This is a genomic window from Geothrix terrae (assembly GCF_022808775.1).
Classification (GTDB): Bacteria; Acidobacteriota; Holophagae; order Holophagales; family Holophagaceae; genus Geothrix; species Geothrix terrae.
On the sequence record NZ_JAKZLA010000002.1, the window covers coordinates 528,406 to 542,193 of the forward strand.

At 70.8% G+C, this 13,788-nt stretch carries 11 protein-coding genes; 4 read left to right on the forward strand and 7 right to left on the reverse strand.

The window, feature by feature from the left end; all coding sequences use genetic code 11:
- Positions 1-33 precede the first annotated feature (33 nt).
- Positions 34-1,047, reverse strand: coding sequence for a guanosine monophosphate reductase (locus MLE42_RS05460; RefSeq protein ID WP_243286863.1), 1,014 nt, complete (start codon positions 1,045-1,047; stop codon positions 34-36).
- 106 nt (positions 1,048-1,153) lie between these two features.
- Between MLE42_RS05460 and MLE42_RS05465 the strand changes: the two genes are divergently transcribed.
- A complete protein-coding gene (locus MLE42_RS05465; protein ID WP_243286864.1) occupies positions 1,154-1,558 on the forward strand; it encodes a type II secretion system protein in 405 nt (134 codons plus the stop codon).
- A 44-nt stretch (positions 1,559-1,602) separates the two neighbouring features.
- Positions 1,603-2,124, forward strand: a complete 522-nt coding sequence (locus MLE42_RS05470) for a DUF4149 domain-containing protein (protein ID WP_243286865.1) — start codon at positions 1,603-1,605, stop codon at positions 2,122-2,124.
- On the opposite strand, the gene MLE42_RS05475 is transcribed toward MLE42_RS05470, so the two are convergent.
- The 4 genes from MLE42_RS05475 to hflX form a co-directional block, all read right to left on the reverse strand.
- A complete protein-coding gene (locus MLE42_RS05475; protein WP_243286866.1) occupies positions 2,106-3,209 on the reverse strand; it encodes an efflux RND transporter periplasmic adaptor subunit in 1,104 nt (367 codons plus the stop codon). The genes MLE42_RS05470 and MLE42_RS05475 overlap by 19 nt on opposite strands.
- Positions 3,206-6,430: an efflux RND transporter permease subunit gene (locus MLE42_RS05480; protein WP_243286867.1), complete on the reverse strand. Its 3,225-nt coding sequence runs from the start codon at positions 6,428-6,430 to the stop codon at positions 3,206-3,208. Before MLE42_RS05480 ends, MLE42_RS05475 begins: the two co-directional genes overlap by 4 nt.
- 9 nt (positions 6,431-6,439) lie before the next feature.
- On the reverse strand, positions 6,440-6,943 hold the full coding sequence (locus MLE42_RS05485) for a MarR family winged helix-turn-helix transcriptional regulator (protein ID WP_243286868.1): 504 nt from the start codon (positions 6,941-6,943) through the stop codon (positions 6,440-6,442).
- Positions 6,944-7,186: 243 nt separating this feature from the next.
- Positions 7,187-8,377: a GTPase HflX gene (gene hflX / locus MLE42_RS05490; RefSeq protein ID WP_243286869.1), complete on the reverse strand. Its 1,191-nt coding sequence runs from the start codon at positions 8,375-8,377 to the stop codon at positions 7,187-7,189.
- 55 nt (positions 8,378-8,432) lie between these two features.
- On the opposite strand from hflX, the gene MLE42_RS05495 reads away from it, so the two are divergent.
- Positions 8,433-9,659 (forward strand): ABC transporter permease, encoded by a 1,227-nt coding sequence (locus MLE42_RS05495; protein WP_243286870.1) that lies wholly within the window; start codon positions 8,433-8,435, stop codon positions 9,657-9,659.
- A complete protein-coding gene (locus MLE42_RS05500) occupies positions 9,656-10,306 on the forward strand; it encodes an ABC transporter ATP-binding protein (protein WP_243286871.1) in 651 nt (216 codons plus the stop codon). The genes MLE42_RS05495 and MLE42_RS05500 overlap by 4 nt, the downstream gene beginning before the upstream one ends.
- 14 nt (positions 10,307-10,320) lie before the next feature.
- Here MLE42_RS05500 and MLE42_RS05505 read toward each other — a convergent pair whose 3' ends face one another.
- Both MLE42_RS05505 and MLE42_RS05510 read right to left on the reverse strand, forming a co-directional pair.
- Complete coding sequence (locus MLE42_RS05505; RefSeq protein ID WP_243286872.1) at positions 10,321-12,624, reverse strand: PAS domain-containing hybrid sensor histidine kinase/response regulator; 2,304 nt, start codon at positions 12,622-12,624, stop codon at positions 10,321-10,323.
- Positions 12,625-12,898: 274 nt separating this feature from the next.
- Complete coding sequence (locus tag MLE42_RS05510; protein WP_243286873.1) at positions 12,899-13,777, reverse strand: NAD(P)-dependent oxidoreductase; 879 nt, start codon at positions 13,775-13,777, stop codon at positions 12,899-12,901.
- Positions 13,778-13,788 lie beyond the last annotated feature (11 nt).

The window sequence follows — 13,788 nt, forward strand, 5'->3', positions numbered from 1 at the left end:
AAGGTACCCCCAGCATGCCAGCCCCGGGGCGCGTCAGCGCAGCGTCTTGTGGGGCAGGCCCTCCACCCATCCGGCGGGGGAGACCTGCACGTAGTTGAGCTTCCGCTGGAGCTCGCGGATAGTGTTCGCGCCGGCATAGGTCAGGCCTGAGCGCAGGCCGCCCACGATGTCGGCGAGGATCTCCTCCTCGTCCTCGCGGTAGGGGACCTCGGTGGCCACGCCCTCCGCGGTCTTCCATCCGGTGAGGCCGCCCAGGTGGTCGTCGGCCACCTCCTGGCTGGCCATGCCCCGGTACACCTTGCGGGTGGGCGACCCGGCGGCGTCCCGGAGCGGCTCGCCCGGGGTGGGGCGCGTGCCGGCCAGCATGCCACCGATCATGACGAAGTCCGCGCCGAAGGCCAGGGCCTTCACGATGTCCCCCGGGGTGCGGATGCCCCCGTCGGCCACGATGGAGCGGTCCGCCCTGGAACACTCCTTGATGGCCGTGAGCTGGGGCACGCCGAAGCCGGTCTTGATGCGCGTGGTGCAGACGCTGCCCGGGCCGATGCCCACCTTCACGATGTCGGCCTTCACGCTGGCCAGGTAGTCCGCCCCGGCGTAGGTGGCCACGTTCCCCGCCATGATGCATTCATTGGGGAGGATCTCGCGCATGCGCTTGACCATCCGGCCGACATACCGGGCATGGCCATGGGCCACGTCCACGCAGAAGTACTGGGCCCCGGCGTCCCGGAGGGCCTCCACCCGCTCCATCTCGGCCTCGGCGGTCCCCACGGAGACGAAGGTCGGGAACCGGCACCGCCGGAACATGGCCACGTTCTCCGCCACGGACATGAACCGGTGGAGGACCCCGATGCCCCCCCGCTCGCCGATGAAGTCGGCCATGGCCTCCTCGGTGACCGTGTCCATGTTCGCCGTCAGGACGGGGAGCTCGAGCCGGAGCTTCCCGGTCTTGTCGGTCATGCCGATGTCCACGATCCGCCGCGACTCATGGTGGTTGTAGGCCGGGATCAGGAGGACGTCGTCGAAGGTGATGGCGGTTTCGGGCATGGGATCCTCGTCCGGACGCGCCCAGCATACGTCGATCCCGCCGGCCGGGCCCGGGCAATCCCGCAACCACCCCCTCGCCGGCCCCGGGCTGCGCTAAGGTAATGCCATGCGCCTCGTCCCCTCCCGCCAGCGCGGGTTCACCCTGATGGAACTGCTGGTCGTCATGACCATCCTGGCCCTCCTGGCCACGATCGGCCTGGTGGGCTACCGGTACAAGACAACCGTGGCCCGCGAGGCCGTCCTCAAGGAGAACCTCTTCCAGATCAACCACGCCCTGGAGCAGTACCGGGCGGATCGCGGCAAGTATCCCTCAAGCCTCGCGCCCCTCCGGGAGCTGGGCTACCTGCGGGACATCCCCTGGGATCCCATGACCCAGTCCCGGGACACCTGGCAGCTCGAAACAGAGCCTCCGGATCCTGATAATCCTGATGCCGACCTGGGCGTGTGGCGCGTTCGCAGCGGCTCCGCCGACAAGAGCCCCACCAACCAGATCCCCTACAACGAGTGGTAGGGCGGTCCCCAGTCCTCAGCATTCAGCATCCAGCCCGGGAACCCATGAGCCCCAGCACCCTGCACCGCCTCGACCGCATCACCACCGCCCTCCTGCTGCTCTGGGCGGGCGCCGCGCTGGGCTTCGGCGTGTTCTCCGCGCCGGTCTTCTTCCATGAGCTGCCCAGCCGCGACGTGGCGGGCCATATCGCCGGCCTCATCCTCGGCCGTCTGGACTGGGCCGCCTGGACGGTCTTCGGCCTGGCGGGCCTGAGCTGGGGCGCCCGGTGGATCGCCGAAGTGAAGGAGGACCTCATCGGCCCCATCCGGCTCTGGAGCGCCGCCTGGCTGGTGGCCATGCTCATGTGCCTGGCCAGCACCTTCGTGGTGACCCCCAAGGTCCGGGCCATCCGGGCCCGCATCGACGCGCCCATCGAGACGCTGGCGCCGGATCATGCGGACCGCGTGGCCTACAACAAGGCCCACGGCCTCAGCCGCAACCTCTTCTTCCTGCGGATCCTCCTGGCCCTGGGCCTGGCGGCCACCGTGGGGATGCTGCCCCGGAGGGATCAGGCCCCGGAGGCCTGAACCCGGTCCCCGTCCTTCAGGCCGAGGGGCGGATTCAGCACCACCGTGTCCCCGGGCTGCAGGCCGCCCAGCACGCGGATGCGCTGGTCCTCCTCCTCCCCGAGCTGGAGGGCCTGGAAGCGCACCCGGCCATCGGCCTGCACCACGGCCGCCAGGGGTTTGCCCTCCCGCAGGACCACGGCCTCGGCGGGCACCGCGAAGCGGCCGGCGGCGGGCACCTTCAGCGCCACCTGGACGAAGCCCCCCGCCAGGAACGCCCGGTCCCGGTTGTCGAGATCGGCCTCCACCAGCAGGGTGCGGGTCCGGGGATCTAGCGCCCCGGCCACGCGGCTGAGCTTCGCCTTCCGGACGATGTCGAGGCGCTCCGCAGGGCGGATCTCCACCTCGGTGCCCACCTTCACCCGGGCCGCCGCCGACGCATCCAGATACACCGTGACGCGGAGGCGGTCCACCTCCGCCAGGGTCACCAGAGGCTGGGCCGTGCTGGTGGCCCCGCCGTTCTGCACCAGGGCGCCGGGATCGGCGAAGCGCTGGGTGACCACGCCGCTGAAGGGCGCGCGGACCACCTGGTAGCCCTTCAGGGCCGCCTGGGAGGCCAGCTTGGCCTCGGCGACCCGGGCATCGGCTTCCGCCTGCTCCACGTCCCGGGGGCTCAGGAGCCCATCCCCGCCCAGGGTCCGGCTGCGGGCCGCGTTCCGGCGCTTGTTGTCCGCATCGGCCTGGAGGGCCTGGGTGTCCCGGTCCGTCTCCGGCGATTCCACCACGGCCACCACCTGGCCCTTGGCCACGGCGCTGCCCTTGTCCACGGGGATGCTGCGGAGGAAGCCGCTCACCTTGGCGTAGAGCGTGGTGCTGACGTAGGGCAGCGCCTCGCCTTCGAGGGCCAGGCCGCGCTCGCCGCCCTGGGTGTCCAGCCGGGCCACGTGGACCCGGGGGCCCGCCTCGGCCTCGGCCCGGAGGTGCTGGGCCTCCCGCTTCAGGCTGGACTGGCGCGCCCAGAGGAGGCTGCCCACGCCCAGCGCGGCCACGGCCACGGTGAGGACGCCGCCCAGCTTGAAGGTGGGGGATTCCGGCCGCTCGCTCATGCTTCACTCCCTTGCTGTTCTTCCTGGAACCGGCTCTCCAGCAGGTGGGCCGTGGGCGGCTTCCTCCGCAGGAGGCTGTAGATGACGGGCACGATGAAGAGGGTGACGAAGGTGGCCATCAGCAGGCCCCCGATCACCGCCCGGCCCAGGGGCGCGTTCTGGCTTCCGGCCTCGCCCAGGGCCAGGGCCATCGGCACCATGCCGATGATCATGGCCAGGGCCGTCATGAGCACGGGCCGCAGGCGCACCTTGCCGGCCTCCAGGGCCGCGTCCAGGGCGCTCATCCCCGGGTTGCCCGCCCGCACCTCGTTGGCGAAGCTCACGATGAGGATGGCGTTGGAGGTGGCGATGCCCACGGCCATGATGGCGCCCATGAGCGACTCCACATTGAAGGTGGTGCCCGTCAGGGCCAGCATCCACAGGATGCCCACCAGGGCGCCCGGCACGGCCGTGATGATGATGAAGGGATCCAGCCAGCTCTGGAACAGGACGACCATGAGCAGGTAGACCAGGGCGATGGCGATCAGCAGCCCCCCGCCCAGGCTCCGGAAGGACTCCGTCATCACCTCGTTCTGGCCCCGGATCCGGATCTTCATGGGCGGCGGCAAGGGCCCCAGGGCCTTGATCTGCCCTTCGATCTCCTTCACCACGCTGCCCAGGTCCCGGCCGTCCACGTTGGCCATGACGTCGAGCACGCGCTGGACCGTCGAATGGTTGATCTCGCTGGGAGTGCTCACCCGCTGGATCGAAGACAGGTTGGAGAGGGGCTGGAAGGCGGCCTGGGTGGCGGGCCCCGCGGCCCTGAAGGGCTCCGCCTGGAGCAGGCCGGCGGAGCCCGGGAGCCCGAAGGGCGTCGCGAGCAGCTTGTCGGGAGAGTCCAGGTTCACCAGGGGCGACTTCACGACCACGGTGTAGTTCACGCCGTTGGCCGGGTTCAGGAAGTAGGAGGGCGCCAGCTGGCCGTTGCCCGAGAGGGAGACCAGCAGGCCGTTGGCGACATCCCGCTGGGTGACGCCCGCCCGCGCCGCCCGGAGGCGATCCACCTCGATGCGGTAGGCCGGAGCCTCCGTCACCTGCTTCACGCGCACGTCCACGGCCCCGGGAATGGCCTGGATGGCGGCCTTCAGGCGCTGGGCGACCGCTCCGCTGGCCCCCAGGTCGGGCCCCTCGATCTGGACATCGATGGGCGCGGCCACGCCGAAGTTCAGCACCTGGCTCACGATGTCGGCGGGCTGGAAGTAGAAGCCGACCCCGGGCAGGCGCCGCGGCAGCTCCTCCCGCAGCCGCCGCATGTGCTCGCGGGTGTGGTGCCCTTCGGGGGCCAGGGAGATGAAGATGTCCGCGTCCTGGCTCGTGACGTTGTCGCTGGGCATGTAGGCCATGTTGAAGGCGTTGGCCACTCCGAGGTTGCTGTTGATGGACCGCAACTCCCCGGCCGGGACGAGGCTCCGGATCTCGGCTTCCACCTGGGCCACGACCCGCTCGGTCTCCTCCAGGCGCAGACCCACGGGGGCCCGCACATGCAGCTTCATCAGGCCCACGTCCACGGTGGGGAAGAAGTCGCGGCCGATGACGAAGAGCAGGCCCGAGCTCACCGCCACGAAGGCCAGGGCCACCATGAGGACGAAGACCCGGTGGTGCAGCACCTGATCCAGGGCCCGCCCGTAGGCCGCCTGGAACCGCTCCAGGGCCCCTTCGCGCCAGGCGTTGAAGCGGCCCACGAGGCTCTCGGGCTCCGGGTGGTCGTGGCCCATGAGCATCCGGGCCATGGTGGGCACCAGGGTGCGGGACAGCAGGTACGAGGCCAGCATGGAGAAGACCACGGCCATGGCCAGCGGCGTGAACAGGTACTTGGCGGGCCCCACCAGCAGCACCACGGGGAAGAAGACGATGCAGATGGCCAGGGTGGCCACGATGGCCGGCACGGCGATCTGCCGCGCGCCGTCCAGGATGGCGACGGTGAGGGGCTTGCCCATGGCCTGGTTGCGGTGGATGTTCTCCACCTCCACCGTGGCGTCGTCCACCAGCATGCCGATGGCGAGGCTGAGGCCCCCGAGGGTCATGATGTTCAGGGTCTGGCCCGACAGCTTCAGGCCCACGAGCCCCACGAGGACGGCCAGGGGGATGCTGGTGCAGACGATGAGCATGCTGCGCCAGGAGCCCAGGAACAGCAGGATCATCACGGACACGAGCAGGGAGGAGGCCAGGGCTTCCTTGGCCACGTCCTGGATGGCGGCCCGCACGAAGTGGCTCTGGTCGAAGTCGAACTTCAGCTCCAGGCCCTTGGGCGCCGCGGCCTGGATGGCCGGCAGGGCCTCCTTGGCCGCGTCCACCACCGCGAGGGTGGAGGCGTCCGCCTTCTTGAGGATGGCCAGGTAGGTGGCCCGCTGGCCATTGACGCGCACGATGTTGGTCTGGTCCGCGAAGCCGTCGTAGACCCGGGCCACATCGCCCAGCAGCACCGGCGCGCCGTTCACCACCTTCACGGGGAGGTCCCGGAACGCCTCGATGGTCGAGGGGCTGGAGTTCGTCATCACCGGCACCTCGCGGCTGCCCATGCGGGCCATGCCCGCGGGGGTGATGACGTTCTCGGCGGACAGGGCGTTCACCACATCCGCGGGGCTGAGGCTCCGGGCCGCCAGCTTGGCCGTGTCGATGTCCACGGAGACCTGGCGTCCCTTCCCGCCATAGGGGAGCGGCGTGGACAGGCCCGGAATGGTGAAGAGCCGGATGCGGATGAAGTTGGTGGCGTAATCCACGATCTTCTGCTCGGGCAGCGTGTCGCTGCGCGCCGCGAGCTGGACCACGGGCACATTGCTGGCGTTGAACTGGATAACGGCCGGCGCCGTCATGCCCGGCGGCATGAAGCGCAGGATGGGGCCGCTGACCGCCGAGATCTGCGCGATGGCCGCGCCGATGTCCGTGCCGGGCTGGAAGTAGACCCGCAGCAGGCCCACCCCCTGGATGCTCTGGGACTCGATGCGCTCGATGCCGTTGACGGTGGTGGACATGGCCCGCTCGCTGATGGAGATCACCCGGCGTTCCATCTCTTCGGGGGCGAGTCCTCCGTACTGCCAGACCACCGCCACCACGGGGATGTCGATGCTGGGGAAGATGTCCACAGGCATGCGGGTGACGGACAGGCCGCCCATGAGCAGCACCAGGAGGCACATGACGGCGGTGGTGTAGGGGCGGCGCAGGGCCAGGCGGACGATCCACATGGCGCGCTCCTACTTCCCTTCCGCGGAGCCGGTCTGGCCCTGATCCTGGCCCTGCTCCATCCGGTCCAGCTCGTCCATCCGGTCCAGGTTGCCCATGACCGAGGCCAGAATGTCCCGGAGGCGGTCCCGATCCTTGGGGTCCAGCCCCTGTTCCATCCCTTCCCGCATGGACTGGCGGAAGCCCTGCAGCTCCTGGACCAGCGCCTCCGCCTCCGGCAGGAGGTGGAAGAGCACCCGGCGCCGGTGGGCGGGGTCGCCCTCGGCCCGCACGAGACCCCGGTCCTGGAGGGTCCGGAGGATCCGGGTGGCCGTGGGCTTGTCCATCCAGGTGCACCGGGCCAGGTCGCCGTGGCAACGGCCATCCCGCTCGGCCACGGCCATCAGCAGCTGGAACTGCTGGGGCGTCAGCCCATAGGGAGCCAGGCGGCGCCCGGCCACCTGCCGCATGCGGCTCTTCACCGCGGTGATCATGTGGGACAGGCTGGCGGTCTTCCAGAAGGTAGTTAGTTGCATAAGCAATAAGGCTACGTGACAGGAATCTCCGGGTCTAGTCCTGTCTTCCCTCCCGGCCTTCCCTGGGGAGTCAGAGTGTGATTTAGAATCCGCACGGGCCGCGCTGGGAGCGCCGGGCGAGCATGGCTAGGACAGGGCCCGCAGGCATGGTGGTTCCATGTCGAGGGCGCTGGACGACGCCAGGCGACGCCCGCCGCCCCAGCCCGGAGGAACGGTGGCTAGCGGGAATTCCAAAACACACGCTCAGACCGCCGGAGCGGGGTCCGGCAGCTCCCAGTCCTCCAGCTCCCGGGGCTTGGGCGGCCCGGGGATCAGCTCCCGCAGCCAGGCGCGGATCTCGGGGATGCCCGTGCCGTGCAGCGCGCAGGCCTGGACGGCCCCCGGGTGCCGCTTCTTGAGGTCCAGCTTCTGCGGCCGGTGCAGGCGGTCCACCTGGTTCAGCACCAGCAGGCGGGGCTGGGCGTCGCCATCCTCGGGGGCGCAGCCGATCTCCCGCAGGGTCGCCCCCACCACCTTGAGGTGGTCCTCCAGGTCCGGGTGGGCCGCGTCGGCCACCACCAGCAGGGCGTCCGCCGTGCGGACCTCCCCCAGGGTGCTGCGGAAGGCGGCCACCAGCTGGTGGGGCAGCTTGCGGATGAAGCCCACGGTGTCGGCCACCAGGCAGTGCTTGGGCTCGAGGCTACCCTCGCCGGTCTCGGGGTCGACGTCCTGGCCCAGCCAGGCCTTGCGGGTGGTGGTGTCGAGGGTCGCGAAGAGCAGGTCCCGGGGCTCGCCTTCGCCGGTGAGGGCCTTCAGGAGGGTGGTCTTGCCCGCGTTGGTGTAGCCCACCAGGGCCACCCTGGGCAGGCCCTGGGGCCGGCCCTGGCGCTGGGTCTCGCGCACCCGCTCCAGGTGGGTGAGCTCCCGCTTGAGCTGGCTGATGCGGGTGCGGATCATGCGGCGGTCCACCTCGATCTGGGTCTCGCCGGGACCCCCGCGGACGCCCACGCCGCCCACCTGCCGCTCCAGGTGGGTCCAGGCCCCCTTGAGGCGGGGCAGCTCGTATTCCAGCCGGGCCAGCTCCACCTGGGCCTTGGCCTCCCGGGTCTGGGCCCGCTGCTCGAAGATGCTGAGGATGAGCCCCGTGCGGTCGAGGCAGGTGAGGTTCGTGACCTTCTGGATGGCATTCACCTGGCTGCCGCTCAGCTCGTCGTCGCAGATGAGGTGGCGGACCCCCTGCCGGGCCGCCTCGTCAGCCAGCGCCTGCAGCTGGCCGGAGCCGTAGAAGGTCCTCGTGGCGATCTGGGCCCGCCTCAGGGCGCGCCGGGCCTCCACCTCGAACCCGCAGCTCCGGGCGAGCTCGGCCAGCTCCAGGAGGTGATCCTGGATGCGGTCCTCCCGGTCCTCGGGGCCCTGGCGGGCGATGAGCAGACAGCGGGGCGGGGTTTCGGCCATGAGCCAAAGCTGCCGTGTCGGGGGGCAAGAATCAAGTCCCGGCTACCCTGGATCCATGGCCCTGTTCGAACGCACCATCGCCGACCGCTACCTGAAGACCCACCGGAAGGGGGCCTTCGTGCGGATCATGGTGCGGTTCGCCCGGGGCGGCACGGCCCTGGGCGTCTTCGCCATGGTGGTGACCCTGGCCGTGATGAACGGCTTCCACGAGGAGATCCAGGCCACCCTCTTCAGCGCCACGGCCCACTTCACCGTCTTCAACCTGGGCGGGGACATTCCGGACACTGAAGGCGCCTTGAGAACCATCCGTGCGGTGCCCGGTGTGCAGGCCGCCTCGCCCATCCGGCTGGAAAAGGGGCTCCTGCGGCGCCCGGACAGCGACATGCCCCCTGAGACCGTGGTGGTGAAGGCCGTGGATCCCGCCACGGCCCACGGCACCTCCAGCATCTTCGACTCCATGAAACCCCTACCCGTGGAGCAGCTGAAGGAGGGCGAGATCATCCTGGGCAAGGAGCTGGCCCAGCGCCTCAGCCTCAAGGTGGGCGACACCGTGGCCCTGGCGGTCTTCCGGCTGGAGCTGGGCCTGGGCGGCCAGCAGCCCAAGGTGGCGGCCTTCCGCGTGGCCGGGACCTTCTACAGCCACAGCTCCGAGTACGACAAGGCCTGGGCCTTCATCCACCTGGCGGACGCCATGCGGATCGCCCGATCCGAGGGCCGGGCCGAGATGATCGAGGTGCGCGCCACCAGCATCGACGCCATCGCGGACGTAAAGCCCCGCGTTCTCCAGGCCCTTGGCCCCGCCTTCCAGGCCACGGACCTGCGGGAATCCAACCGGGCCCTCTTCGCCGCATTGACGGTGGAGAAGTGGGCCTTCGCCTCCATCCTCAGCCTCATCGTGCTGGTGGCGGCCTTCAACATCGTGGCCTCCCTGGTGCTGCTGGTGACGGAAAAGCGGCGGGATCTGGGCGTGCTGCTGGCCCTGGGCGCCACGCCGAAGCAGATCCAGCGGCTCTTCGAGCTGCAGGGCCTGCGCATCGGCGTGGCGGGAACGGCCTGGGGGCTGGGCATCAGCGTGCCCCTCTGCCTCATCCTCGATCACTGGAAGCTCCTGAAGCTGCCGGCGGCTGTCTACGACTTCATCACCTACATGCCCTTCCGCCTCAGGCTGCTGGACGTGCTGCTGGTGGGCCTCTTCCCCTTGCTGGTCTCCTGGCTGGCCGCGCGCTACCCCGCCAAGAAGGCCGCGGCCCTGGACCCCGTCGACGCGCTGAGGGCCGAATGATCGGACAACCCCTTTCCATCCGGGATCTGCACAAGACCTACCCCGGCAATGCCCATCCGGTCTTCGACGGCTTCTCCCTGGACGTGGAGGCCGGCAGCCTCTGCGCCATCGTGGGCGTCTCCGGCGTGGGCAAGACCACGCTCCTGAACTGCGTCGCCGGCCTCGACCACTGGGAGGGCGGCGGCATCGCCGTGGGCGGGGATCCCGTGCCCGCGGGCGCCGAGGCCCGCGCCCTCTACCGCCGGCGCCGGGTGGGCCTGGCCTTCCAGCAGCCCCACCTGCTGCCGGAGTTCACCGTGCGGGAGAACCTCCGCATGCCCCTGCTCATCGACGGCGACGGCTCCGCCGAGGCCGAGGCCTGGATCGGACAGCTCCTGTCCACCGTGGGCCTGGGCGACCTCGGCGAGCGCCTGCCCGGCCAGCTCTCCGGAGGCCAGGCCGCCCGCGCCGGCCTGGCCCGCGCCCTGGTGCGCAAGCCCGCCCTCTGGCTGCTGGACGAGCCCACCGGCAACCTGGATCCCGCCACGGCCGAGGAGGTCTTCGGCTTCCTGATGGACCTCCATGCCGAGCTGCGGCCCACCACCCTGCTCGTCACCCACAACCCAGGCCTGGCGGAGCGCTGCATGCGGACGGTGCGCCTGGGCTGAGCCGGAGGGCGGGTTCAGCCCATCTGCCCCAGCTTCAGCTTGAGGTCCATGAGCGTGAAGGGCTTCAGGATCAGGCCCACGTGCGCGCCCTGCTCGAGGATCCGGTCGCCCCGCTCGTCCCGGTAGCCCGTGGCCAGCAGGACCGGCAGGTCGGGCCGCAGGAGCCGGAGGCGCCTCAGGGTCTCCTCGCCGTCCATGCCCGGCATGCTGAGGTCCAGGATCACGAGGTCCGGGGTGTAGCCCGCCTCGAGCCGCTCCAGGGCCTGGGGCCCGCCGGCCGCGGCCAGGACCTCGTGCCCCAGGGCCTCGAGCATGACCGGCACCGTGCCCCGGACCAGCTCGTCGTCATCCACCAGCAGGATGCGGAGCCGCCGGACCCCGGCCTCCTCCGCGAGGGCGATCCCGGCGTCGAAGGGAAGGTCGGCCCGGTACGCCGGAAACGAGAGGGTGATCTCCGTGCCCTGGCCCGGCGCGCTGCGGAGGTCCACGCGCCCGCCGTGGGCCTTCATCACGCCGTAGACCAGGGCCAGGCCGAGGCCGGTGCCCTTGCCCGCCGGCTTCGTGGTGAAGAAGGGTTCCAGGGCCCGTCCCAGGACCTCCGGCGGCATGCCATGCCCCGAGTCCTCCACCGCGAGCTCCACCATGCCGGCCGCGCCGGAGCGGGTGGCGAGGCGCAGGCGGCCCCCCTCGGGCATGGCGTCCAGGGCATTGACGCAGAGGTTCATGAGGGCGTTGGAGATGGCGCTGGGATCGCCCATCACCAGGGGAAGACCCTCCGCCAGCGCCAGCTCCACCTCCACCTTCTGCAGGGTCGTCCTCTGGAGGAGAGCGGCTTCCTTCCGGACCAGCTCGTTGAGCTCCAGGGGCTGGGGCTCGGGGAGGTCCTTGCGGGCGAAGTCGGTGAGCCCCTTCACCAGGTCCCGGCCCCGGCCCGCGGCGTGCAGCAGGGTGTCCATGGACTTCACCAGGTCCGCGTCGTCCTGGCGCTTCTCCTTGAGCATGGACGCCACCGCCATGATGGCGGCCAGCACGTTGTTCATGTCGTGGGAGACCCCGCCCGCCAGGGCGCCGAGGGACTCCAGCTTCTGCCCGTGGGCGACCTCGGCCTCGAGCCGCCGCCGCTCCTCCTCGGCCTCGCGGACCGGCGTCAGGTCGACGGTCGCGGTCCCCACCCCCGTGATCCGGCCCTCGGCGTCCCGCATGGGCTCGCAGTAGAAATCCAGGAACAGGCGGCGTCCCGGGCGGTCCAGCCACATCTGCTGGTGGATCTCCGCGCCCTCCTCCAGCACCTTCCGTTTCAGCTCATCCAGCCGGGCCGCCTGGTCGGGGGAGAACAGGTCGGCATCGCGCCGGCCCACCACGTCCTCGGGCCTGGCGGTCCGGTGGTTGTAGGCCCAGACATAGCGCAGGTCCCGGTCCTGGACGGCCACCGACACCGGCGCGTTCCGCAGCGCCAGGCGGAAGCGCTGCTCGCTCTCGCGCAGGGCCTGGATCGCCTCCACGCGCCCGGTGATGTCCTCGGAGAAGATCACGATGCCGCCCACAGTGCCGTCGCCGGCGTGCCAGGGCCGGAGTTCCCAGCGCCGCCAGTACACGGTCCCGTCCTGCCGGACGAACCGGTCCTCCTCCGACTGCATGACCTCCCCCGCCAATCCTCGCCGGTGGGCCTCCCGCCAGGCCTCGGGGATCTCCGGGAAGATGTCGTAGTGGGAGCGCCCCAGGATGGCCTGATCGCCCAGGTGGAAGTCGCTGAGCCAGCGCCGGCTCACGGCCAGGTACCGCATCTCGCGGTCGAACATCGCCAGGGCCGCCGGCGCGTGGTCGATGAGCATCTGCAGGCGCCCCTGGCTCTCGCGGAGGGCCAGTTCCGTGCGCTTGCGGTCGGTGATGTCCTGGAAGGTGCCCTGGACCCGGACCACCCGCCCCCCCACGACCACCGGCTGGCCCTGGGTCCATACCCACTTGCGCACCCCCTTGGCGCTCACCAGCTCCAGCTCCAGGTCGTAGGGACGGCCCTTCTCGATGGCCTCCTGGATGGCCCGCTCGATCAGAGGCCGGGACTCGGCCGTGTAGAAGCTCAGTCCCAGCTCCGAGGAGGCGGGGGTCGAGGGATCGAGGTCGTGGATGCGGGCCACCTCCTCCGTCCACCAGCCTTCGCCCGAGTCCACGTCGAAGCTCCAGCCCCCCACCTTGGCCATCCGGCCGATCCGGGGCAGGAAGCTGGTGATGGCGTCCTCGAACCGCCGGCCCCGCCGCTCCTCGGAACGGGCATCATCAGGGGGGTCGTCGCCCGGCCCCTGAGCCTCCCTCAGGCTCACGGCTGGAGCCCGTCCAGCTTTCCCGAACCGGAGGCCCGCCCCGCGATGGACCCGCGGGCTGCGTCTGCCTTGCGGAAGGTGGGATGGAGAGCTCTGAGGGAACCTGCCATGCCTGGACCCCTGGAGTCGGAAACGACGGCCTTCGGAGTGGCCCGGAGGCCATCTCCACGCGACCCATCATGCATCGGTTTGGCCGAGGCTCAACCCAAGAAAACTTTTCGAATTTCCTGGAGCAAATCAGGCAAAAAAAGATCCGAACCAAACATCAGCTCTCTCAGGCCAGCCCGGCGTCCTCCCGGCTGAGGCGGGAGAGGGCCGCCAGATCCTGCTCGCCGTAGCCCTTGGCCACGGCGGACAGGAGGCGGTCCCGCAGGAGGCTGGCGATGGGCATGGGCGCCTGGTAGGCCTCGGCGGCGCGCAGGGCCAGGCTCACGTCCTTCAGCCCCAGGCGCAGGGCGAAGCCCGCGGGCTCGAAGTCGCCCCGCACCACGGCTCCGCCGTAGGCGTCGGCCAGGGGGGACTTCAGCAGGGCCGTGTTGAGGATCTTCAGGGTGGTCTCCGGCGCCACCCCCGCCTTCTCGCCGTAGGCGAAGGCCTCGCTGAGGGCCTCTACGGCGGTGACGAGCAGGCTGTTGCCCGCCAGCTTCATGGCGTGGGCCGTGGAGGCCCGTCCCCCCAGCGGGAAGACCCCCTGGCCCAGGGCCTGGAACAGGGGCTGGCATTTGGCCACCTGGTCGTCCGGGCCGGCGGCCAGGATCCAGAGCTGGCCCGAGGCCGCCGCGGGCGGGCGGCCGAACACCGGCGCCGCCACGAAGCCCTGCCCGGCCTCGGCATGGGCCTCCCCCAGACGGGCGGAGGTGGCGATGCCGATGGTGCTCATGGAGACATGGACGGCCTCCGGGGCCAGCGTCTCCAGCAGGCCGCCAGGACCGAAGGTGATGGCCTCTTCCGCGGCGTCGTCCGAGAGCATGGTGATGGCGACCTCCGCCCCCGCCACGGCCTCCCGCACGGAGCCCGCCACCCGGGCCCCCAGGGGCCCGAAGGGCTGGGCCCGGGCCATGTCCCGGTTGAACACCGTCAGCTCGAAGGCGCCCACCAGCCGGCGCGCCATGGGGTCGCCCATCCGTCCCAGGCCCAGGAATGCGATGCGCATGGCTCCCTCCC

Excerpts from the sequence above, each read along its gene's own strand:
- MLE42_RS05475 (WP_243286866.1), bottom strand. The coding sequence starts at position 3,209 with ATGAGCGAGCGGCCGGAATCCCCCACCTTCAAGCTGGGCGGCGTCCTC.
- MLE42_RS05510 (WP_243286873.1), bottom strand. The coding sequence starts at position 13,777 with ATGCGCATCGCATTCCTGGGCCTGGGACGGATGGGCGACCCCATGGCG.
- MLE42_RS05495 (WP_243286870.1), top strand. The coding sequence starts at position 8,433 with ATGGCCCTGTTCGAACGCACCATCGCCGACCGCTACCTGAAGACCCAC.
- MLE42_RS05465 (WP_243286864.1), top strand. The coding sequence starts at position 1,154 with ATGCGCCTCGTCCCCTCCCGCCAGCGCGGGTTCACCCTGATGGAACTG.
- MLE42_RS05485 (WP_243286868.1), bottom strand. The coding sequence starts at position 6,943 with ATGCAACTAACTACCTTCTGGAAGACCGCCAGCCTGTCCCACATGATC.
- MLE42_RS05460 (WP_243286863.1), bottom strand. The coding sequence starts at position 1,047 with ATGCCCGAAACCGCCATCACCTTCGACGACGTCCTCCTGATCCCGGCC.
- MLE42_RS05480 (WP_243286867.1), bottom strand. The coding sequence starts at position 6,430 with ATGTGGATCGTCCGCCTGGCCCTGCGCCGCCCCTACACCACCGCCGTC.
- MLE42_RS05470 (WP_243286865.1), top strand. The coding sequence starts at position 1,603 with ATGAGCCCCAGCACCCTGCACCGCCTCGACCGCATCACCACCGCCCTC.
- hflX (WP_243286869.1), bottom strand. The coding sequence starts at position 8,377 with ATGGCCGAAACCCCGCCCCGCTGTCTGCTCATCGCCCGCCAGGGCCCC.
- MLE42_RS05500 (WP_243286871.1), top strand. The coding sequence starts at position 9,656 with ATGATCGGACAACCCCTTTCCATCCGGGATCTGCACAAGACCTACCCC.